The 21,034-nt window shown below is 52.3% G+C and carries 20 protein-coding genes; 12 read left to right on the forward strand and 8 right to left on the reverse strand.

Annotated elements, in window-relative coordinates; genetic code table 11:
* The first annotated feature begins 44 nt into the window (after positions 1 to 44).
* The 3 genes from melA (at position 45) to KQJ23_RS02670 (ending at position 3,265) form a co-directional block, all read left to right on the forward strand.
* Positions 45 to 1,343 (forward strand): alpha-glucosidase/alpha-galactosidase, encoded by a 1,299-nt coding sequence (melA, locus tag KQJ23_RS02660; protein WP_216477138.1) that lies wholly within the window; start codon positions 45 to 47, stop codon positions 1,341 to 1,343.
* 203 nt (positions 1,344 to 1,546) lie between these two features.
* Entirely contained in the window at positions 1,547 to 2,053 is a 507-nt protein-coding gene (locus tag KQJ23_RS02665; protein ID WP_216477139.1) for an SRPBCC domain-containing protein, read from the forward strand.
* A 150-nt stretch (positions 2,054 to 2,203) separates the two neighbouring features.
* Entirely contained in the window at positions 2,204 to 3,265 is a 1,062-nt protein-coding gene (locus KQJ23_RS02670) for an LLM class flavin-dependent oxidoreductase (protein ID WP_216477140.1), read from the forward strand.
* A gap of 71 nt (positions 3,266 to 3,336) precedes the next feature.
* Here the strand turns inward: KQJ23_RS02670 and serS are convergent, their stop codons facing one another.
* Complete coding sequence (serS, locus tag KQJ23_RS02675) at positions 3,337 to 4,662, reverse strand: serine--tRNA ligase (RefSeq protein ID WP_216477141.1); 1,326 nt, start codon at positions 4,660 to 4,662, stop codon at positions 3,337 to 3,339.
* Between the two features lie 294 nt (positions 4,663 to 4,956).
* Here serS and KQJ23_RS02680 point away from each other — a divergent pair, with 294 nt between their 5' ends.
* The 4 genes from KQJ23_RS02680 to KQJ23_RS24065 all read left to right on the forward strand — a co-directional run bounded on the left by KQJ23_RS02680 (position 4,957) and on the right by KQJ23_RS24065 (position 8,724).
* Positions 4,957 to 5,835, forward strand: coding sequence for a TolB family protein (locus tag KQJ23_RS02680; RefSeq protein WP_216477142.1), 879 nt, complete (start codon positions 4,957 to 4,959; stop codon positions 5,833 to 5,835).
* Positions 5,836 to 6,064: 229 nt separating this feature from the next.
* The gene (locus tag KQJ23_RS02685) at positions 6,065 to 7,102 is read left to right on the forward strand and encodes an agmatine deiminase family protein (RefSeq protein ID WP_216477352.1); all 1,038 of its coding nucleotides are present in this window, start codon (positions 6,065 to 6,067) and stop codon (positions 7,100 to 7,102) included.
* Between the two features lie 18 nt (positions 7,103 to 7,120).
* Positions 7,121 to 7,999, forward strand: a complete 879-nt coding sequence (gene aguB / locus KQJ23_RS02690; RefSeq protein WP_216477143.1) for an N-carbamoylputrescine amidase — start codon at positions 7,121 to 7,123, stop codon at positions 7,997 to 7,999.
* Between the two features lie 131 nt (positions 8,000 to 8,130).
* Positions 8,131 to 8,724: a CPBP family intramembrane glutamic endopeptidase gene (locus KQJ23_RS24065; protein WP_216477144.1), complete on the forward strand. Its 594-nt coding sequence runs from the start codon at positions 8,131 to 8,133 to the stop codon at positions 8,722 to 8,724.
* Between the two features lie 92 nt (positions 8,725 to 8,816).
* Here the strand turns inward: KQJ23_RS24065 and KQJ23_RS02700 are convergent, their stop codons facing one another.
* Positions 8,817 to 9,248 (reverse strand): MarR family winged helix-turn-helix transcriptional regulator, encoded by a 432-nt coding sequence (locus KQJ23_RS02700; RefSeq protein ID WP_216477145.1) that lies wholly within the window; start codon positions 9,246 to 9,248, stop codon positions 8,817 to 8,819.
* 117 nt (positions 9,249 to 9,365) lie between these two features.
* On the opposite strand from KQJ23_RS02700, the gene KQJ23_RS02705 reads away from it, so the two are divergent.
* Positions 9,366 to 9,953 (forward strand): NAD(P)H-dependent oxidoreductase, encoded by a 588-nt coding sequence (locus KQJ23_RS02705; protein WP_216477146.1) that lies wholly within the window; start codon positions 9,366 to 9,368, stop codon positions 9,951 to 9,953.
* 5 nt (positions 9,954 to 9,958) lie between these two features.
* On the opposite strand, the gene KQJ23_RS02710 is transcribed toward KQJ23_RS02705, so the two are convergent.
* The 3 genes from KQJ23_RS02710 to KQJ23_RS02720 all read right to left on the reverse strand — a co-directional run bounded on the left by KQJ23_RS02710 (position 9,959) and on the right by KQJ23_RS02720 (position 13,691).
* A complete protein-coding gene (locus tag KQJ23_RS02710; RefSeq protein WP_249529458.1) occupies positions 9,959 to 11,440 on the reverse strand; it encodes an aminotransferase class V-fold PLP-dependent enzyme in 1,482 nt (493 codons plus the stop codon).
* 505 nt (positions 11,441 to 11,945) lie between these two features.
* Positions 11,946 to 12,425 carry a DsrE/DsrF/DrsH-like family protein gene (locus tag KQJ23_RS02715; protein WP_216477148.1) on the reverse strand — a complete coding sequence of 160 codons (480 nt, stop codon included), beginning with the start codon at positions 12,423 to 12,425 and terminating at the stop codon, positions 11,946 to 11,948.
* A gap of 189 nt (positions 12,426 to 12,614) precedes the next feature.
* The gene (locus KQJ23_RS02720; protein WP_249529459.1) at positions 12,615 to 13,691 is read right to left on the reverse strand and encodes a C40 family peptidase; all 1,077 of its coding nucleotides are present in this window, start codon (positions 13,689 to 13,691) and stop codon (positions 12,615 to 12,617) included.
* 172 nt (positions 13,692 to 13,863) lie between these two features.
* On the opposite strand from KQJ23_RS02720, the gene KQJ23_RS02725 reads away from it, so the two are divergent.
* Positions 13,864 to 14,154, forward strand: coding sequence for an alpha/beta-type small acid-soluble spore protein (locus tag KQJ23_RS02725; protein WP_216477149.1), 291 nt, complete (start codon positions 13,864 to 13,866; stop codon positions 14,152 to 14,154).
* Between the two features lie 125 nt (positions 14,155 to 14,279).
* On the opposite strand, the gene KQJ23_RS02730 is transcribed toward KQJ23_RS02725, so the two are convergent.
* A complete protein-coding gene (locus tag KQJ23_RS02730; RefSeq protein WP_216477150.1) occupies positions 14,280 to 14,732 on the reverse strand; it encodes a hypothetical protein in 453 nt (150 codons plus the stop codon).
* Positions 14,733 to 14,906: 174 nt separating this feature from the next.
* Here KQJ23_RS02730 and KQJ23_RS02735 point away from each other — a divergent pair, with 174 nt between their 5' ends.
* The 3 genes from KQJ23_RS02735 (at position 14,907) to KQJ23_RS02745 (ending at position 18,330) form a co-directional block, all read left to right on the forward strand.
* Positions 14,907 to 15,611 (forward strand): response regulator, encoded by a 705-nt coding sequence (locus KQJ23_RS02735; RefSeq protein ID WP_216477151.1) that lies wholly within the window; start codon positions 14,907 to 14,909, stop codon positions 15,609 to 15,611.
* Positions 15,608 to 16,963 carry a sensor histidine kinase gene (locus KQJ23_RS02740; protein WP_216477152.1) on the forward strand — a complete coding sequence of 452 codons (1,356 nt, stop codon included), beginning with the start codon at positions 15,608 to 15,610 and terminating at the stop codon, positions 16,961 to 16,963. The genes KQJ23_RS02735 and KQJ23_RS02740 overlap by 4 nt, the downstream gene beginning before the upstream one ends.
* A gap of 125 nt (positions 16,964 to 17,088) precedes the next feature.
* On the forward strand, positions 17,089 to 18,330 hold the full coding sequence (locus tag KQJ23_RS02745; protein WP_216477153.1) for a hypothetical protein: 1,242 nt from the start codon (positions 17,089 to 17,091) through the stop codon (positions 18,328 to 18,330).
* 32 nt (positions 18,331 to 18,362) lie between these two features.
* On the opposite strand, the gene KQJ23_RS02750 is transcribed toward KQJ23_RS02745, so the two are convergent.
* Positions 18,363 to 18,950 (reverse strand): DNA-3-methyladenine glycosylase I, encoded by a 588-nt coding sequence (locus tag KQJ23_RS02750; protein ID WP_216477154.1) that lies wholly within the window; start codon positions 18,948 to 18,950, stop codon positions 18,363 to 18,365.
* Between the two features lie 79 nt (positions 18,951 to 19,029).
* The gene (gene thrC / locus KQJ23_RS02755; RefSeq protein WP_216477354.1) at positions 19,030 to 20,418 is read right to left on the reverse strand and encodes a threonine synthase; all 1,389 of its coding nucleotides are present in this window, start codon (positions 20,416 to 20,418) and stop codon (positions 19,030 to 19,032) included.
* Between the last annotated feature and the right edge of the window lie 616 nt (positions 20,419 to 21,034).

Genomic DNA, 21,034 nt, shown 5'->3' on the forward strand with positions numbered 1-21,034 from the left:
AAGCTCAAGCCATTCCATCACTAGGAAAAGAGAGGGTATTAATCATGCCGAAAGTGACGTTTATTGGTGCGGGAAGTACGGTTTTTGTAAAGAATGTGCTCGGCGATGTGATGACGACACCGGCCTTGCAGGGATTCGAGCTGGCTTTGTTCGACATTGATCAGGAGCGGCTCCGTGATTCCGAACGCCTCTTGAACAGTATAAAAGCCACGCTGGGCAGCACCTGCGCAGTGAAAGCCTATACCGATCGCAAGGAAGCGCTGAGAGGGGCTAAGTACGTCATCAACGCCATCCAGGTAGGAGGCTACGATCCTTGTACGATTACGGACTTCGAGGTTCCGAAAAAGTACGGACTGCGGCAGACCATTGCCGATACGCTGGGGATCGGCGGTATTTTCCGCAACCTGCGCACAATACCTGTCATGCTGGATTTCGCCAAGGATATGCAGGAGGTGTGCCCGGATGCCCTGTTCCTTAACTATACGAACCCGATGGCCGTACTGACGAACGTCATGAATACGGTGGGAGGCATTAAGACGGTAGGACTGTGCCATAGCGTGCAGGTCTGCGTGGCCGACCTGTTCAAGTCATTGGATATGGATGCTGCCGGCGTCGAATCGAAAATTGCGGGCATAAACCATATGGCTTGGCTGCTTGAGGTGAAGAAGGACGGGGTTGATCTGTATCCGGAGATCAAGCGCCGCGCCGTCGAGAAGCAGAAGGAGAAGCATCATGACATGGTACGTTTTGAACTGATGCTGCGGTTTGGTTATTACGTAACGGAATCGTCCGAGCATAATGCGGAATACCACCCTTATTTCATCAAGAAGAACTATCCGGAACTGATCGAGAAATATAACATCCCGCTGGATGAATATCCGCGCCGCTGTATTAACCAGATTAACGGATGGAAGGAAATGCGCGAAAAGATTTTTGCAAGCGAGAGCATCGAGCATCAACGTTCAAAGGAGTATGCCTCATATATTATGGAAGCGATCGAGACGAACATTCCTTACAAAATCGGCGGCAATGTCATGAATACCGGCCTTATCACCAACCTGCCGAGGGAAGCCTGCGTCGAGGTTCCTTGCCTCGTCGATCGTTCCGGGATTACGCCGACCTATGTCGGGGACCTGCCGCCACAGCTGGCTGCCCTGAACCGGACCAACATCAATACCCAACTGCTCACGATCGAAGCGGCGGTAACAGGTAAGAAGGAGCATATCTATCATGCTGCCATGCTTGATCCGCATACTTCGGCTGAGCTGTCGCTGGACGATATCACGGCGCTCTGCGACGATCTGATTGAAGCGCACGGCAACTGGCTTCCCAAGTTTATATAAAGGAAAAATGCTTAAACAAGCCTCCCTCCGGTTTACCGGAAGGAGGCTTGTTTGGCTTCGGCTATCGGGATGAATAGGAAGCAGGAATATGGAAAAGTATGCTAGAATTAATAGATATCTCAATCTTACTTAACTTGAATCATGCTGCTTCTCAGCCGGAAAGTTATCCTTACCAAACCAACCAATGACCAGGAGGAATTTCAATGAGCAGCAAGCCAATTGTCAATGTAGAGGGCCGGGAATTTGTGATGGAGCAAATCTTTGATGCACCGAAGGAGTTGGTTTTTCAGGCGTTTACGGAGGCGGAGCGGCTGAAGCACTGGTGGGGCCCTCGAGGGTGGAATCTGAGCACATGTAAAGTCGATCTGCGTGAAGGCGGGATCTGGCATTACTGTATGACGTGTGAGGATCAGGCGCAGGGTGAATTTTATGGCATGGAATCCTGGGGAAAGGGAGTTTACCGGGAAATCACTCCGGGTGAACGCCTGGTATACACCGACTATTTCTCCGATGCTGAAGGGAATGAGACGGAAGGGATGCCGGCTACCGAAATTATTCTGGAGTTTTCAGAGCAAGATGGAAAGACTAAAGTGACCAGCCGCTCCATCTTTGAATCCGAGGAGGATCTGAATTCTACGCTGCAGATGGGCATGGAGCAGGGTATCGTTGAAACCTGGGAACGTCTCGGAGAATATGTGGAGCAGCAATAATAGAATCGCATCAGAGCCTGGTTCCGAGCCGTTGGGACGGGCTCTTTTTCATTCCCTTGCGGGAGCTTGTAAATCTCGAAGAAAAACTTCAAAATAAAGATATAATGTCGTATTGCATGTATTGAACATAGATCCCGGGAGGAATACGTTATGGAAATCGGACTCAGTACCTTTGTTGAAACTACGCCGGATGTCGCTACTGGTGAGACCATCAGTCATGCGGAGCGTCTGCGTGAGATCGTGGAGGAGATTGTTCTCGCCGATAAGGTGGGACTGGATGTCTTCGGCGTCGGGGAGCATCACCGCAAGGACTACGCGGCCTCCAATCCGGCTGTCGTATTGGCTGCAGCGGCCACCCAGACGCGCTGGATTCGCTTAACCAGTGCAGTAACGGTGCTATCCTCGGCGGATCCGGTACGGGTATTTCAGGACTTTGCAACCTTGGACGGACTCTCGAATGGACGGGCGGAAATTATGGCTGGACGCGGCTCGTTCATTGAGTCTTTTCCTTTGTTCGGATATGCGCTGGATGACTATGACGAGCTGTTTGAAGAGAAGCTGGATCTGCTGCTGAAGCTTTGTGAATCCGAGAAAGTTACCTGGAGCGGTAAGCACCGTGCCCCGATTAACAATTTGGGCGTGTACCCGCGGCCCGTACAAAATCCGCTGCCAGTTTGGATTGGCAGTGGCGGCAACACCGAATCGGTCATTCGCGCGGGCTTGCTCGGCTTGCCGCTTGTGCTGGCTATTATCGGCGGAAGACCTGTACAGTTTGCCCCATTGGTTCAACTATACAAGAAGGCAGCCAAGCAGGCCGGTCATGATGTATCCAAGCTGACAGTGGCTTCCCACTCGCATGGCTTCGTTGGAGAGCAGCAAGAGGAGGCCGTCGAGCGCTTCTTCCCTTCCACCCAAGCGAGCATGAACATCATCGGACGGGAGCGGGGATGGGGCCATTACGGCCGTGCTTCTTATGATGCCGCGCGCAGTCTGGAAGGTGCGCTTTATGTGGGCGATGTGGAGACCGTCGCGAATAAAATAATTTATCTGCGGAAAAAGGTTGGCATAACGCGCTTTATGCTGCACTGTCCGTTAGGAACGATGCCGCATGCGGACGTGATGCGTTCCATCGAGCTGCTGGGTACGGAGGTAGCGCCGCGGGTGCGTGAGGAGGTAGCTCGTTGGGAAGCAGCGGGGGAACCGGAGGAATAAGAAAGTTCCGATAGCAGATAGCAAAACACCGAAGTGCCTGTTGGCGGGCTGCTCCGGTGTTTTGTTTTGGCTCAAGGCTCAACTAATAAGTTTTGCCAAGCACCATTGTTAGTCTGAATAGGCGGAGTCAGCCGCTCCATTCCGTTCATATATTTGCGCAGTGCAGCCGGGATGCGGATGCTGCCGTCCGCTTCCTGATGATTCTCCAGCAGCGGAATCAGAATCCGCGGCGAGGCGACAGCAGTGTTGTTCATCGTGTAGCAATAGTGCAGCTTGCCATCCCGGTCCCTGAACCGGATATTGGACCGACGGGCCTGGAAATCAAGCAATTGGGACGACGAATGCGTCTCCCCGTAGGCTTGCCTGCCGGGCATCCAGGTTTCAATATCAACCTGCTTGTAGGTCTTCTGCGACATGTCGCCGGTACAGACCGCCATGACCCGGTAAGGGAGCTCCAGCAGTTGAAGGATACGCTCGGTGTTTGTGGTAATTTCCTGAAAGAGCCGCTCCGACTCCTCCAGATCATTTCGGCAGAGAACAACCTGCTCTACCTTGGCGAATTGGTGTACCCGGTACAAGCCGTGCACATCCCGGCCAGCCGAGCCGACCTCGCTCCGGAAGCAAAGCGAAGCAGCGGCCAGCTTGATCGGGGAAGAAACGTCAATGACCTCCTGATCATAGTAGGAGACAAGCGGAACTTCCGAGGTTCCTGCGAGCCAGCGGTCTCGTTCGGTCATTTGGAAGGACTGATCTTGACCAAGCGGAAAAAAGCCGGTATTCATCATAGCCTCCGTACGTACCATCAAAGGAACATCCATCAGGGTAAAGCCATCCTCTAGCAATACATCAACAGCCAATTGCTGAACGGCGCGATGCAGCAGTGCTCCCGTCCCGGTCAAATAGTAATTGCGGCTTCCCGCTGTCTTCACCCCTCGAGGGATGTCGATCAGTTGGTGGAGTTCTCCCAGAGCCACATGATCCTTAGGCTTGAAGTCGAACTCAGGCCGCTCTCCGATCCGTTTCAGTTCAAGATTGCCACGATCCGACCGGCCTTTAGGAGTGTCTGGCGAGACGATATTCGGGACGCAGGCCATCTGCCGCCGATACTCTCCTTCAGCCTCTTGAAGCAGTCCTTCCGCTCCGGCCAGCTTTTCGTTCAGTTCCTTAACGTCCTGTCTAAGCGCCTCGGCCGAGGCGTCCTCCCCCTGCTGCAGCAGTCTATGGATACGCGGGGTCAACTGGTTGCGTTCTTGCCGGAGCTGCTCTGTTTCCTGAAGCAATGCGAGACGCTTATCATCCCAGTTCAGCAGCTTGGCAATGGATACCTCGATTCCTTTCGCTTCAGCAATTTCCTGTACTTGCTCCGGGTGTTGCCGAATCCACCGGATGTCTAACATGGCAATCCGCTCCTTTTCGTGAAAATACAAAAAGCGCCCTCAGTCCGTTGGGACGAGGAGCGCTTGTATTCTCGCGGTGCCACCCAAATTGATTGAACGGGATATTCGTTCAATCCGCTTTGACTCCGCGATAACGGGCGGAAGACCGGTAAGCTTAGGAGGAGACTCGCCAGATTTCCCGCGAACCCTCTTGACGAAAACGCCTCCGAGTTGGATGCTCTTCATAGGCATGATTTCAATATTTTTAATAGTATAGCTTGAGCAACCTAATTTATTCAAGGGGGAATTTGCGGAATGGATAGATTAATAAGCAACGAGACCGAGAAGGCTCATCAAACGACGAGCGTATTGGAGACGATAGATGTCTTAACGGGCGAGCGCAGGGTATTGGCGGAGTTCGATCATCTGATTGAGGCGCCGAACTGGACCAGCGACGGCGAGCGCCTGATTTATAATAGCGGGGGAGACATCTATGCCTTTGATATCGACGCCCGTACAAGCACCCGGATCGACTCCGGGTTTGTGCGAAGCTGCAACAACGATCATGTGCTGTCTCCGGACGATACGCAGCTGGCGGTAAGCCATCATACCAGGGAGGATGGACAGTCGCGCATTTATACTTTTCCCTTGGAGGGCGGACAACCCGCATTAATTACACCGATGGGGCCGAGCTATCTGCATGGCTGGTCGCCGGACGGCACGACGCTTGCCTATTGTGCTGAACGGAACGGGCAATATGATATTTACACGATTCCCGCGGCAGGAGGAGTGGAGACGCAGCTGACAAATACGCCTGGGCTGGATGACGGACCGGAATATTCGCCGGATGGGCAGTATATCTGGTTCAATTCAGTACGTACAGGTCTGATGCAGGTCTGGCGCATGAACGCTGATGGCAGCGAACCCGTACAAATGACGTTTGACGAGAGCAATAACTGGTTTCCGCATGTATCGCCAGACGGACAGACAGTGTCATATATAACCTATCGCAAAGGTGATGTCGCTCCAGGAGACCATCCGGCGAACAAGCATGTGGAGATCCGTCTCATGCCGAGTGAAGGCGGCGAATACCGTACTCTTGTGAAGCTGTTTGGCGGGCAGGGGACGCTCAACGTCAACTCCTGGTCGCCGGACAGTACCCGGCTGGCATTTGTAAGCTACCGTCTGGCATAGATTGCAGGCGAAAGAACAGATTGTTTCATTGTAGCCGGACATTTTTTGTTAAGATTATAGAATTTATAAGTTTTCAGCGGTGAATAATTCTATAATCGCAAGAAAAACTACCGCTAAACGCGGCCTGGCTTCAAGATAGTGCTTCGTTAGACGTTTTTCTTATAAGATATCCATGGTAAAATGGGTATTTATTGATGGACCCTACTATATTTCCTGCATGGAGGAACAGATGTATCCAAGAGAACTGAACTATACCATGCCTGCCGAATGGGCAGAGCATGAAAGAACCTTTATATCCTGGCCGGTACAAGCCTCGATGTGCTATCCCGAGCATTATGACACGGTATGCCATCAAGGCTATGCCGAATTTATCCGTGCCATGGCCGAGTTTGAACCGGTGACGGTCATCGTCAATCCGGACGATCTGGAGAAGGTGAGCGGGCTGTTTGAAGGCAATGAGCGCGTAAGCTTCCTGCCGATTGAGCATAATGATGCCTGGCTCCGGGACAATGGGCCGACCTTTCTGTTGAATGAACAAGGGGAGTTGGCGGGCGTCAACTGGATTTTTAACGCCTGGGGCGGCAAATATTCTCCTTGGGACCTGGATGATGCCGTTGCCCCTCAGATTCTGGATGCATTTGGCATCAGGCGGTTTGACGCACCGTTGGTGTTGGAGGGCGGTTCGATTCACACCGATGGCGAGGGTACGCTGCTGACAACAGAGGAATGCCTGCTCCATCCGAACCGGAATCCGCGGCTTAGCCGAGAGGAGATTGAAGCACTGGTTCAAAATCATGTGGATGTGCAAGAGATCATTTGGCTCAAGCGGGGACTCAGCGGCGACGAGACCGACGGGCATGTCGACAACGTAGCCTGCTTCGCCGCACCGGGCAAGGTGATTCTGCAGGTCTGCGACGACCCGGCGGATGAGAACTATGAGATTACCCGAGAGAACCGCGCCACTCTGGCGAAGGCGGTTGATGCTAAGGGCCGGAAGCTTGAAGTCATCGAGATTCCGCAGCCGCCAAAGACATTCCACGAGGGACAACGGCTAACCTTGAGCTATCTGAACTTTTACTTCGTCAATGGCGGCATTATTTTGCCGGTGTTCGGCGGGGCAGCTGAAGAGAGTGACCGGAGAGCCGCTGACATTTTGGCTGCGGCCTTCCCCGATCGCAAGATTCGCACGGTAGACGGCATGGCGATCATCCGCGAGGGCGGGAATGTCCACTGTACAACCCAGCAGATGCCGGCCGGACGCAGATAATTTCTAAGGAGGATGGATATGAGAAACGTCAAAGTAGCGGCTACACAAATGAGCTGCTCTTGCCATAAAGATGAAAATATCGCAAAGGCGGACAAGCTCGTCCGCGAAGCGGCCAAGCAAGGCGCACAGATCATTCTGCTGCAGGAGCTGTTCGAGACGCCTTACTTCTGCCAGAAGGAAAAAGCCGATTACTATGTGTATGCAAGAGAGATGGAAGAGAACGAAGCGATCCTCCATTTCCAGAAGGTCGCGAAAGAGCTCCAAGTGGTGCTTCCGATCAGCTTCTATGAGAAGAAGAACAACGCCCGCTACAACTCGCTGGCTGTGATTGATGCGGACGGGCAAATTCTTGGGCGTTACCGTAAAAGCCATATTCCGGACGGTCCCGGCTACGAAGAGAAGTTCTACTTCAATCCGGGAGATACCGGGTTCAAGGTATGGAAGACCCGCTATGCCAAGATCGGAATCGGCATCTGCTGGGATCAGTGGTACCCAGAAGCCGCGCGCTGCATGGCCTTGATGGGAGCGGAGCTCCTGCTTTACCCGACTGCCATCGGTTCGGAGCCGCAGGACGGATCGATTGATTCCAAGGATCATTGGCAGGCGTGTATGCTGGGACATGCCGCATCGAATCTGGTGCCGGTCATTGCTTCCAACCGGATCGGTCTGGAAGAGGATGAGGATTCCAGCATCACCTTCTACGGTTCCTCCTTTATTGCCGGGCCGCAGGGCAACAAGATCGTTGAAGCGGGACGTGATGAGGAGGCCGTACTGGTTGCTGAATTCGATCTGGATCAGTTAGAGGTACAACGAATCGAGTGGGGCATTTTCCGGGACCGCCGTCCGGACCTTTACAAGATCATTACCTCGTACGACGGGGAACTGCGCATCGACTAATGGCTTTGAAATGTTCCCGTCCTGTTGAAGAATCCAAGATATGATGAATAGCGCTGCTTCCCGAGAAGCAGATTGCTATAATAAGGCATATTTTACTTTCGGAAAAAGGACGGGAACTCGTGGAATTATTAGTGAACAAACTCATTAGCAGTATCCTGCAAATCCTTCTTTTTGCCGCCATTCCATTCATTTGGTGGGCGGTATCGTCCAGAAAGCAAACCTCCTTCTGGAACTGGATCGGCTTGAAGAAAATCGGAGAAGTCAAAGGCAAGAGCCTGTATGTATGGACAGGGGCAATTATTGTTGGATTTCTCTTGCTGTCGCTATTGATCCTTCCTTTGGTATCCGACACAGCTGCTTCGGAATTTAACGGTCTGGGAATCGCTGCCTTGCCGGCTGCATTGGTATATGCATTTTTTAATACGGCGCTGCCGGAGGAGATCATTTTCCGGGGCTTTTTGTTAAAAAGGTGCTCGGCAAAGCTTGGATTTCCCATCGGAAATGCAATTCAGAGTCTAGTGTTCGGTTTGATGCACGGAGTCATGTTTTTTGCAATCACCGGCGCCCTTACGGCTTTGTTGATTATTATTTTCACAGGAGCCATCGGCTGGTTTATGGGGATGATCAATGAAAAGAAGGCGAATGGATCGATTCTTCCGAGCTGGCTGATTCATGGCATTGCCAATACATTCTCGGCCTTCATGGCCATGTTTTTGATTCTCTAAGCTGAAAAATGAGAAGAGCGGAGCAGCCCGATGGCTATCTCCGCTCTTTTGCTGTTGGAAGGAAGCGAGGGGAACCGGCCTTGCCCCAGGGATCAAGACCGGAACACCTTGGCTTGCAGCAACTGCAATGCATCATGAACAGCCTCCAGCTCATGCTCTGTTAGATGACTGATGTGCTGCTGGAAGCGGCTCTCCACTCGTTGGAAGGCTTCATCCATCAAGGCTTGTCCCTGCGGGGAGAGACGAATGTATTGCACCCTGCGGTCCTCAGCGGCCGTATCCTTCGTGCAGAGTCCCTTGTCCAGCAGCTTCCGCATTTCCCGGCTGGCGTTCGGCATCGATAGATGCTGACAATCGCTGATTTCGCTCAGTGTTACCGGCTGACTCACGGCAATATACTCCATAATACTATACTGAACAGCCGTCAGATCATGGCCCCGCAAATCCTTGGTCATCCCATGTTTAACCTCATGCACAGCTGTCGTAAACGCGACAAATTGTTGAAATAATTGATGACGATTCATATGCTCACCTCTGATTCAACATAACAAAATACATATCAACAAACAATTATCATTTGACAACTATATACGGAATGATTATGATTTTGTTATCAAATGATAATTAATGAGGTGAGGCGTATGAAGGTCTTGGTTATCTACTGCCATCCAAATCATCAAAGCTTGAGCTACGCTTTTTTGCAGCAGGTATTGCATGGAAGTGAAGGGAATGGCTCTATTTCCGAGGTACAGGTGCTGGATCTGTATGAAGAGCGCTTCGATCCGGTATTAGTATTCCATGAGCGTAAACGGCGCAGAGATATGCATAAGGATCCGGAACTGGAACGCCATCGGGAACAATTAAAGTGGGCAGACAAGCTAGTCTTCATCTATCCGATCTGGTGGGGGAGACCTCCGGCTATGCTGCTCGGGTATATCGACCGGATGTTCGCTTCAGGCTTTGCTTACAGAGATCATGGCAAGCTGCTGCCTGAAGGTCTTTTAAAGGGGAAATCGGCTGTCTGTATTTCCGTGATGAGGGGGCCGACATTTTACCCGCTGTATTGGCTGAACAATGCCCATAAGGTCCTCATGCGCAAGGCGCTGTTGCAGTATGTGGGAGTCAGAAAGGTCAAATTTTTTGAATTCGGGAATATGGAAAATGCCAAGGGCAACCATGCAAAGAAGCTTCAGCGAGTGCTGGAATATTTCCAAGGGCTTGCGGGATAGGGAATCTACCCTTCGAGGCGCTGCGTCAGACGTGAGAGATCAAACCAGGAATGCAATTCGGCCTTTATCGCAGCGGATTCATTCCGATGATGCCATTCCCCGCTTTGGACATCAACCGCATAGTCCCTTTTCCAAGAGGAACAGTACCTGATACATGTGTGAATGGCATAGACGATATACGCAATTTCCTGCTCGGTCATAGTTGGATGGATAGAGACACGCACCCAGCCGGGCTTACCGGTCAGATCGCCGCAGAGAATGGCCTCGGCCATCTGCTTGGAAGGCTCAGGACCAATGCCGAGCAGATAGTGCCCATAAGTTCCGGCACAGGAGCATCCGCCCCGGACTTGAATTCCGAAGCGGTCATTCAGCAGCTTGACCATCAGCGCGTAGGGTACGGACTGAGTAAGAAAGGAGACGATTCCGAGCCGGCGGCGTTCCTCGCCTCCGAGGATGGTTACCTCCGGAATAGCGCTTAATTGACGCAGCAGCAAGGATGTGAGCTTCCGTTCCCGCTCCTGAATCAGCGGGATGCCCATCTCTTCCTTAAGACGGATGCAAAGAGCCGCACGAATGGCTTGCATGACCCCGGGGGTTCCGCCATCTTCTCTGGATTCGGCGTGGCTATTGTAGATCCAGCCGCCCCATGGATCTGTCCACAGCACGGTTCCACCGCCGGGATGATCCGGGACCCAGCCCTGGTGCAGCAGCCGAGCGTTCATGACCAGCACGCCGCTTGTGCCCGGACCGCCAAGGAACTTGTGGGGAGAGAAGACAATACCATCCAGCCAGCCCAGGGGGGACTCCACTGGGTGCATATCGATAGTTGTATAGGGAGCGCTAGCGGAGAAGTCGATGAAGCACAGGCCGCCATAACGATGGAGAATCTCTGCCAGCTCGGTATAAGGTGTTTCGAATCCCGTAACATTGGAGCAAGCCGTGAATGCACCGATCAGAGGGCGGCCGGCATATTGCCCGGCAAGCCTTTCGAGACAGGAAGGGTCTACGTTGCCGTCGGAGGCTGGCGGGAGGCAGATCACATCGCCAATCGTCTCCGACCAAGAGATCTGGTTGGAATGATGCTCCATATGGGTGATGAAAATAACCGGACGTTGACTTACAGGAATAATAGAGTGCAGCGGTGCCGGGAGCTTCAATCCTAGCAGCCTCTGAAGCTTATTCACCGCACCCGTCATTCCGGTGCCTGCAAACAGGATAATATCATGCTCGCCGGCGTGAACATGCTGTTTGATGATACGCTTCGCTTCCTCATAGGCCAGCGTCATTGTTCCTCCCGAAATATTGGACTGGGAATGGGTGTTGGCTGCGTAAGGCCCGAAGTCCCTAAGCAAGATGGCCTCGATGGGCTCGTACAATCTTCCGCTGGCAGCCCAGTCGGCATACAGCAGCTGTTGCGGTCCGTAAGGAGAATTGAACCGGTGTCGATGTCCGACGATGTTTTCCCGATAATGCGTAAAATCATTCATGTCTTGCCCTCCAAACATCTATCCTCTCCATAGGGTACTCAGAGGAAGTGGGCGCGGTCTCTCCTGACTAAAAAATTTATAAATTCGGCACATGTTTTAGGCCCGTTATTGGCTTGGTCAACTAAGCGAGAGCGCGCAAAAAGGGCTGCCCATTCGGCCAGCATGCTTTGTCAGCATTACTGGACCAGTTGGACAGCCCGCATGTTAATGTTGGCTGGAGTGCGTAAGGACATAGAGCCTTTTTGTACGATATTCCATATAAAGACGGCTCTTTTCAGGCTATAAGCGGGAATTTTATATGGAAAATCGTATAACTTTTCGATTTTTGGATCCCAATGCTTACTTTTTATACGACTTTACGTACAACATGCATTGGTTGGATTGGCTTGGGAGAGAACTTGTGCGGAAAATCGTATAAATCTCCTCGCACTTCATATAGGTGTTCGGGCTGGAGAGGTATTCCGGACCTTCACATCACGCCAAGCACTGATTTTAAGGTTGAACCTTAAATAAACAGCTGGATATCCGACTGAAGCGCATCCCGAAGATAAGTCTGGGCATCTACGATCTCCAGCTCGGGAATCAGCTCCTCGGGCTTGAAGCCCATGATCTCAACCGATAGCTTGCAGGCATAGAACCGGATGTTCTTCTTTCGGGCGCCCTTCAGATAATGAATCAGCTTCGGTGCCTCGTTATCCTCGATCATCTCGGTCAGCATCAGCTTGCCGAGTCCGCCGAAATTCATCCGCGACAAGGGCAGATCTTCCGGCCCTTTGGGGGTCATCCAGGACATCATTTTTTCGTAGACGGATTTGTCCTCGGTCGTCATCTTGTCCGGATCCCGAAGCAGGGTCAGCCCCCAAAAAGCAAAAAACATCGTGACATCCACTTCAATATCCTTTGCCGCATTTGCCAGAATTAGCCCGGCCATCGCTTTGTCATACTCCCCGCTAAACATCAGCAGGCTCATCTTTTTGTCTGTCATCCGCGCTCGCCTCCATAACTATGCTCGATAAGCATAGTATGGATTCACGGGCACAGCCTATGCAGGTTCACGGAGTCGACATACTTCAAGGCCCGGATTTTAATAAGTTGTTCCCGAAGTCGTCTCTTGATCACGAAGCTGATTCAGGAGGTTGATTCGGCATCGAACCTTGTCTTTTGAACATGTGCTTTAATAAACCCGGCGGGCTGTCACGAACTTCTCCTTCCACGAGGCGGAGAACTCCTCCAGCTTAACACCGTACTTCACTGAATACGTATGGAGAATCTGATTGTCGCCCGCATAAATGCCGACATGTCCGATCTCAAGCCCCCGTGCGCCGAAAAAGAGCAAATCTCCTTTTTGTAAATCGCTGAGAGCGACTTCTTGTCCTTGGGTAGCTTGGTCGTAGGAAACCCGAGGCAGTTCGATATCGAGCACCTCGCTGAAGACGCGCTTCACAAACGACGAGCAGTCAAAGGTGCTTGTCTGATCCGGCGAAGCGCCAAATTCGTAAGGTGTGCCGAGATAAGTCATTCCGTAAGCGATCAATTCGTTTGCCTGCTGCTCCCGCAGCGCCGCACTGGAATAATCGCTGTATTTCGGCTTGGCGGAAATATAGCCTGTCCGCTGGTCCCGGGTGCGCACCTCCAGCCACAATGCGCCGGCTTCCCGCATCACCTGAATCTGCTCCCCTTTCGGGAGCATCTCTCCAACCGTCTCGCTTGCGGCATCCGGTGCGTTCCGCAGGTTGACGCCCCACTGGATCGTGGCATTTACCTCGATCGGAGAATAAATCCGGACGGAGCGTGCCGTCTCGTCCCAATCCACCTTGCTGCCGAGCGATTCGCTGACGAAGCGCAGCGGAACCAGGGTGTACCCATCCGCAATTCGTCCGGGAACAGCAAGCTGCATCGATTGCCCGTTGAGGTCGGCCGTGCTGTCGCCAATACGGTAGATGAGCTTGGTATCTGCCTTCTCCGCGGTCACGGTCTTGGTGGTGCCGTCCCAGGACAACTTGGCGCCCTGCGCCTCGAATAGACTGCGCATCGGTACCAGCACAGACCCGTCGACCATGCGGGGGGCGATTTCCGTCTGCAGCTTGCTGCCGTCCAGATAGACGGCTACGGCAGAAGCAGCCTCCGTGCCCGAGTCAACAGCGGCTTCAGCGGCCAAAGCCGGTATCGCCGGAACCGAGGCCAAAATAGCAGCCGCCAAGCTGGAGGCAAGCACTGCCATGCGTGTGTGTCGAAGATATGTAGGAATCATATATGCATCACCTTTATGCCAAATTTAGTTATATAAGGTTAAACGCAGGGAAACTCATATTAGTTGTGGCGGAAAATATATCCAATTGACGAAAATGCTCGAAAAAGCTAGAAGGGATATGTCATCCTGTTTCGGGGTATCTTAAACCCAAACACATAAAGGAGGGTTCCCATTGTCGAGAAGAAGCCGCAGATATGCCGTTCCGGGATCGGAATGCGATATGCAAGCCTTCAAGGCGGAAGTGATGAAACAAGAAGGCTATCAGGTGAATCCGGACAGGCCGGATGACGTGAAGTATGAGGTAGCCAAAGAGCTGGGCGTTCCCCTTCGTACGGATGGGGAGAACGGGGACTTGACCACGGAAGAAGCGGGACAGATCGGCGGACGAATCGGGGGCTCCATGGTTCGCGAGATGGTCAGAATGGCACAGGAACAGCTGTCCGGGCAAAAGCAGAAGCCTTAGGATGCAAAAAAAACGGCATATTTTTGAAATCATCAGATTAAGAATTTGGCAACAGAATGGTACGGCAAAATACCCGCCGAAAGGGCGGGTATTTGTGCGTGCAGATCATGGGCGGCATGCTCTATTTATTGCTTGCGTCCACCGGACAGAACCAGATGCAGGAGCCAGCCGATCAGTCCTGTGACAGCACCAGCAACAGCGCCGGTTACCAAGCTGCTGATGAGCATGAAGCTTCTCATCAGAACCGCCTGTAATGCCGGGGCCATTCCGCTTAGATTGCCGCCCAGCACCGGCGGGGTATCGAAGGCGAATACCCAGAGTACAAGATGGATCACGCCTAGATACAGCCCATAGATCAAGCCGATAGCCAGCAAAGCCTGAAACGGCTTGTTTGTCTTGCTGACCAGCACAAAGCCGATCCACAAAATAAAAGGCACCACGGCGAGAAGCAGATTGAGAGTACCGTGCGGATCCGCGAGATGGAGGTCGTGGAAGAAGACGCGCGGTGCGCCCAATATGGCCAATATCGCCAGGCTAGGTAAGGAAAGACCGGTAAAGCTTTTTATTCGTTGATTCATAATAATGCAGCCCCCTTGGCAGGTATTGATGATAGATGAACGTTGATCTGAATTCATCATACCGGGAGAATGTTGTGAACTTATGACGATCCTGCACGGTCTCCATGAAATGTCGCGAATCGCAAGTGACGGACCAGATCCTGTGGCATAATGGGAGAAAAGGGGGGATTGTGCGTGGCTTATGAACTGTTGATCGTGGACGACGAGCAGAAGGTGCTTGATTTTGTCAGGCCATTCCTGGAGGAAGAAGGGTATGCCGTACGGACGGCGACGAATGGCCGGGAGGCGCTGCGCATAGCGCGCGAGCTGAAGCCGGATCTGATTGTGCTGGATTGGATGATGCCGCAAATGAACGGGCTTGAGGTGTGTACCGAGCTGCGTAAGTTCAGCGATGCAGGGATCATCATGCTTACGGCCAGAACGGAGGAAGTGGATAAGCTGGTTGGCCTTGAAATCGGGGCTGATGATTATATGACCAAACCCTTTTCGTTAAGGGAGCTGGCTGCTCGAATTCGCTCCGTGTTAAGGCGGGTGCGCAAGCAGGAGGAATATCCCGAACCGCAGCTGCTGCAGCGGGGCGGCTTGACGATCTCTCATGCGGAATACCGCGTATGGCGGGGAGATGAAGAACTGCTCCTAACGCCAACGGAATACAAGCTGCTTACTACCTTGGCCGACCGGCCGGGAGTGGTCTACAGCCGTCTGCAGTTGCTTCAGCTGGCACTGCCGGATGATCTGCTGAACGATGAACGCACGGTGGATGCCCATATAAGCCGTCTCCGTAAAAAAGTGGAGGAGGACCCGGCGCATCCCGTTTATATTCAGACCGTATACGGATTCGGATACCGGTTCTCCCAGTCCGGAAAGGAACCGCTATGAGTGTTCGCCGCAAAATGTTCCTTGGCTTCTCCATGCTGCTGCTCGTGATGGGGATACTGTCCTTTGCCGGTACGTATTCGGTCGTGGATCGGCTGATGAGCCAAATGGCGGAAGCGACGCAGCGAGAAGTGGTGGACCGGGCCGTGGGCCAGCTGGTATCGATGTACGACAAGGCTTCAGGCTGGAGCCATCTGCTTGAGACGGAACGGCTGCCCTTGAGTAATGACAATGACAGCGTGCTGATTATCAATGCGAAAGGTGAGCCTTCCGCGCGGATCGGCGAGCTCGGCGACCGTGCGCTGGAGCGCTTCGGGATGAAGAAGAACGTGACTACTGATGACGGACAAGCCTGGACCATCTATTATGCAAATTCGGCGATCCATTTTGTCGGATTATTCAAATATGCGTTTCGAGATTCTCTGGTGTTTCTTCTGGGCGGGCTCGCCGTGTTGTTAACCGCGGTGGCCCTGGTTGCGGCGTATGGGCTGGCGCGTCATCTTACGGCTCCGATCCGCCGGATGATTCCGGTGATCGACCAGCTTGTGGCCGGTCAATATCAAGCTAAGGTGAAGGTGGATTCCAAGGATGAATTCGGCAGGATCGCTGCCGCGCTGAACAACCTGTCGGCCGGGCTGGAACAGGCGGAGCATGCGAGGAAGACGATGACCGCCGACATTGCCCATGAGCTCCGTACACCTCTGTCGATTATCGGTGGGCGTCTGGATTACTACCAGCAGAGCGGCAGGCCGGTGCCGCCGGAGCAGTTGCTCCCGCTTCAGGATGAATTGATTCGGCTGGCACGGATCGTCAACGAGCTGCAGGAGCTGTCCCGGGCGGAGGCAGACCAATTGATTCTGCAAAAGGAGCGGGTGGATATCTCCGAGCTGCTCGGGCGGATTGTGGAGAAGGTGCAGCTGGAGGCGGAAGAGCACGGGCTAACGATCACACTTAACACATGGCCTGCTTTCTCGAGCGATTGGCCGCCGGTATGCTTGGGAGACAGGCACCGATTGACTCAAGTCTTCCTCAATCTATTGATGAACGCGATCCGCTATACGCCTTCGGGTGGGACTATTGAAGTAACGGTCGCCACGGAGCCCGATGAATTGCTCATTTCGGTAGCCGATACCGGAATCGGGCTTTCTCCCGAGCATTTGCCGCATCTGTTCCAAAGATTTTACCGGGCGGACCCTTCGAGAGATCGGCACAGCGGAGGCAGCGGACTGGGTCTAGCCATTGCAGCCGAATATGTCCGGGCCCACGGCGGAGAGATTACAGCGGAGAGCGAGCTCGGCGAGGGAAGCGTCTTCCAGGTCAGGCTTCCGCGGGATCAGGCTAATTCCGCGTTATAGGCTCATAGGCTCTAACAAGTGAAACAAGTACATCAATGCAACTCTTTCTGCCGAACCTTCTTCTGTCGTAACCTTTCTCCATTTATCTCCGTCTAGGCATAAAAAGGAGTAAGGAGGTACGTATATTGAAGAAGCTCGTCGGCATCATGATCTTTTCGTCGGCATTGGTTCTGTCCGGTATGAACCCGCTGGCTGGCGATCCGAGTCCGCGTGTATCGATTTTGGCAGCACTGGCGCCATCGGATGAGACGACAAATAAGTTTGAGAGCGAAACGGATATCGCCAAAATATACCTGATCAAGCATCGAATGACGATGGAACTTGGATCAGACAAGACGAAGGGCAACCTCGACGGGAGCGAGGTTCAAGTCGACCCCGCAAGCTTACGGGACGGGCATATGTATATATCGCTGCGCACCTTGAAGCTAAGCGGAGCCGCCGCATCGGTCGGTTGGGATGCACAGAAGCAGGAGGCTAAAGTCACTATGAAGCCGGAGCTGTCTTCATCCTGGCAGGAGCTTATCTTCCGGGCCGGCTCCTCAGGGGCCTTTCGCCCGAACGGAAATGTGCTTGCCGGGGCTGAGATTCCCGAGCTGCTCTTGTCCGAAGGAAGAGTATATATCCCGGTCAAGTCTCTTTCGCTGCTGGGAATTGCTGCATCAGCGGATCAAGGGAGGTTGGTGCTGGAGTGGAGTGAGAAATTCATTGAAGTAACTAAGCAGCTACAAGAATCGAAGGGGACACAGGTGACCTTCTCCGCTCTGTATCAGCAGGAGATGTATGCGCCGCAGATTTTGACCTCTTATGGCAGCGGGGCCTGGGGCGGCGGTACCGGGCGGCAGACAGGCAGCGGGATTGACCTGGACGGCCGGATCTATAACCGGATGGAATATACCGTGGAATTGCGGCCGGGAGTGAACCCGCTTAGACTGTATGCGGTATCTGCCGGGATGGCGGATTTCTCGGTCACGCGGACTGTGGATAATCCGGAGCAGATTCCGGTATCCTTTACGGAGCAAGGTGCAGAGTATGTCGAACTCATCCTGCCGGAATCCGGATATGTGAAGCTGAATGCCGGCAAGGAATTAACTTTGGCCGGGGGACTCAAGAAGGCTGGTTCCGGCCTGGACGAACTGACGATCATTCAGCAGAGATACGAGTCTGACGATAATGATGCGGGGAAGCCGGGGTATAAGACGGTTAACACCGCGACCCTGTCAATCTCAGAAGGCGAATTTAACGGCAAGATCTTTTTCCCGGAGCCTGGAGACTATCTTCTGCAGGTCTACAGTCCCCGTTACATTCCGATGCCTGAATCGGAGCCGGCTTCCGTGCTCTGGGCAGAGCTCGTTGTGAAGGTGGAATAATACGGACAGATCCGGGAGTTTGATCTTCCAGGCTATTTTTGACCCCCTGCAGCCGCTTCCTGCCTGCACAGACAATCGACGGTATGGTCATTCACCATCCCGGAGGCCTGCATGAAAGCATAAAGGATCGTAGAGCCGACGAACTTCATTCCTTTTTTCTTAAGCGCCTTGCTCATGGCATCGGATACCGGGGTCGAAGCCGGAACCTCTTTGATATGTGTCCAGTTGTTGATGACAGGCTCACCGCCTGCAAAGCTCCACAAGTACTCGGAGAAGCTTCCTGATCCCGGGTCCTCCATGATCTCCAAATAAATACGCGCATTCGTAATGACGGACTGAATTTTAAGCCGATTTCGGATAATCCCGGAGTTTTGCATCAGCTCTTCGACCTTCTCAGGACCGTATCGAGCGATGATATGGGGATCGAATTGGTCGAAAGCCTCACGGAAATGCTCGCGCTTTTTCAGGATCGTATACCAGCTTAACCCGGCCTGCATTCCCTCTAGGATCAGCAATTCGAACAGCTTACGGTCATCGCGAATCGGCTTGCCCCATTCTTCGTCATGGTAGGCGATGTATAACGGATCGGAATTGACCCAGGCACAACGGACAGTATTCATATAACAAGACACTCCTCATTAGGTAGTTGAAAAGGAAGGGGCCTAACCGCACATTACTGGTTAAGCCCCTTTGTTGTTATTAATAAAATTGCAGCAACTCCGCTTTCACGGCTTCATTCGTACCGCTGACTTGCTTCTGATGCTGCGTCTTATCGAACAGTGCCTGGATCTGTGCCGGGAAGGTCTGTTCAATCTGGATCAACTCAATAGCCTCATTGAATTTCGCTGGGTGGGCAGTAGCAAGCGCGACCGTAGCCTCTCCCCGAGCGCCAAGCTGCCCGGCAGCCGCGACACCGCAAGCGGTATGCGGATCAAGCAGGTAGCCTTCATCATCATGTACCTGTCCGATTGTAGCAAGGCAATCGTCGTTCTCGACACTTGCGGCAGCAAAATCTTGCTGCACCTTAGCCAGCAGGTCACCCTCTACGGAAATGCGTCCCTCGGTGCGGAAAGCGTCCATCCGGGCGGATACGGCCGCTCCGTCTTCACCTAGCAGATAGTAAAGATAACGCTCGAAGTTGCTCGCAACCTGAATATCCATCGACGGGCTATAGGTCATATGGAACTCGCCCGGCTGGTAGACGCCATTATTTACGAAGCGCTCGAGGATGTTGTTCTCGTTCGTGGCGAGAATCAGTTTGCCTGCGGGAAGCCCCATTTTTTTCGCCAGATAACCAGCAAAAATATCCCCAAAGTTCCCGGTCGGAACACTGAAATGGATCGGACCTGTCACGCCATGATTGAGCAGTTCAAAGTAAGCGAAGAAGTAGTAGACGGTTTGAGCCAGAATCCGTGCGAAGTTGATGGAATTAATCGCCCGCAAATGGTATTCATTCTTGAAGCCGATATCCGCGAACAATTCTTTGATGATCCGCTGGCAGTCATCGAAATTGCCGTCTACAGCCAGATTCAATACATTTTGGTCCTCCACCGTAGTCATTTGCAGCTCCTGTACCTTGCTGACCTTGCCCTTAGGATGGAGAATGCAAATTTTGATGCCTTCCTTGCCCCTTACGCCCTCGATGGCCGAAGCGCCCGTATCTCCGGATGTAGCCCCGAGGATGTGAATGATGGAATTATTCGTACGGGAAATGTAAGAGTACAGATTCCCCAGGAATTGCAGGGCAATATCCTTGAATGCAAATGTCGGTCCGTGGAATAGCTCCAACACGTACAGATCATCCTTGAGCTTGCGAACCGGAGTAACATCCTTGCTGCGGAAAGTAGAGTAGCTGCTATCGATCAGCGCCTTCAGCTCATCACGCGGAATCTCGCCATCCACATAGAGCGACATAATCTCTAACGCCAGCTCCGGATAACTTAGCTGCTGCCACTTGGCCAGGGTATCTCCTGACACCTGCGGAATCGCCTTCGGTACGAGCAATCCGCCATCGTCGGCGAGTCCCATCAGGACGGCATCAATAAAGCCGAGGCCTGCGGTCTTCCCTCTAGTACTGATGAATTCCATATTGATCCCCTTTACGACAATGATTTTCAACTATTGTAACAAAAAAAGCCGGCTTTCCCAACTGAATATTCTATTAAACTGAATTATTCGGGAATACTTCCGCAGAAGAATAGAGTACCAATAATACGTTGGAAGTTACATCAGAAGTTGTGTAAGAGGTTCTTTAACTTTATATTATCCTTTACTACCAATATTGATCGTCCAGTACTATATTACTAATTTGAAACTAATGCTAATTGACACAATCATAGTACTTTGAAGATTCATACCCTATTAAATATAAGGGGCAATATCAAATTTAACTGAATTGAAAGTAGGATAAACCTGTATTGGATCCCCTTAAAATTGAGAAGCAGGCGCCTAGCTCTCAAATAAATGAAAAAGGAGGAGGTGTAGTCTCTATCATTGCAGATCCTATTACATCTGAAAAGCAAGATCTTGAGGGTATGGTACGAACCGGATACTGGAAAATGGGGTACTTGGAAGACTCTAGTTGATAATTCAAACTGTGATTTGCTTGAAGTGAATTTTCCATCCATTGAATATGAGACAGCAGGGGTTCGTTTTGTAACAGGGAAAGGTGTAGTTACCCGGGGGCGCGTAAAAACTCGGATGT

It is taken from the genome of Paenibacillus brevis (assembly GCF_018919145.1).
GTDB lineage: Bacteria > Bacillota > Bacilli > Paenibacillales > Paenibacillaceae > Fontibacillus > Fontibacillus brevis.

Coding starts and splice junctions, on each gene's coding strand:
- melA (WP_216477138.1), top strand. CDS start 45: ATGCCGAAAGTGACGTTTATTGGTGCGGGAAGTACGGTTTTTGTAAAG.
- KQJ23_RS02665 (WP_216477139.1), top strand. CDS start 1,547: ATGAGCAGCAAGCCAATTGTCAATGTAGAGGGCCGGGAATTTGTGATG.
- KQJ23_RS02670 (WP_216477140.1), top strand. CDS start 2,204: ATGGAAATCGGACTCAGTACCTTTGTTGAAACTACGCCGGATGTCGCT.
- serS (WP_216477141.1), bottom strand. CDS start 4,662: ATGTTAGACATCCGGTGGATTCGGCAACACCCGGAGCAAGTACAGGAA.
- KQJ23_RS02680 (WP_216477142.1), top strand. CDS start 4,957: ATGGATAGATTAATAAGCAACGAGACCGAGAAGGCTCATCAAACGACG.
- KQJ23_RS02685 (WP_216477352.1), top strand. CDS start 6,065: ATGTATCCAAGAGAACTGAACTATACCATGCCTGCCGAATGGGCAGAG.
- aguB (WP_216477143.1), top strand. CDS start 7,121: ATGAGAAACGTCAAAGTAGCGGCTACACAAATGAGCTGCTCTTGCCAT.
- KQJ23_RS02700 (WP_216477145.1), bottom strand. CDS start 9,248: ATGAATCGTCATCAATTATTTCAACAATTTGTCGCGTTTACGACAGCT.
- KQJ23_RS02705 (WP_216477146.1), top strand. CDS start 9,366: ATGAAGGTCTTGGTTATCTACTGCCATCCAAATCATCAAAGCTTGAGC.
- KQJ23_RS02710 (WP_249529458.1), bottom strand. CDS start 11,440: ATGAATGATTTTACGCATTATCGGGAAAACATCGTCGGACATCGACAC.
- KQJ23_RS02715 (WP_216477148.1), bottom strand. CDS start 12,425: ATGACAGACAAAAAGATGAGCCTGCTGATGTTTAGCGGGGAGTATGAC.
- KQJ23_RS02720 (WP_249529459.1), bottom strand. CDS start 13,691: ATGATTCCTACATATCTTCGACACACACGCATGGCAGTGCTTGCCTCC.
- KQJ23_RS02730 (WP_216477150.1), bottom strand. CDS start 14,732: ATGAATCAACGAATAAAAAGCTTTACCGGTCTTTCCTTACCTAGCCTG.
- KQJ23_RS02740 (WP_216477152.1), top strand. CDS start 15,608: ATGAGTGTTCGCCGCAAAATGTTCCTTGGCTTCTCCATGCTGCTGCTC.
- KQJ23_RS02750 (WP_216477154.1), bottom strand. CDS start 18,950: ATGAATACTGTCCGTTGTGCCTGGGTCAATTCCGATCCGTTATACATC.
- thrC (WP_216477354.1), bottom strand. CDS start 20,418: ATGGAATTCATCAGTACTAGAGGGAAGACCGCAGGCCTCGGCTTTATT.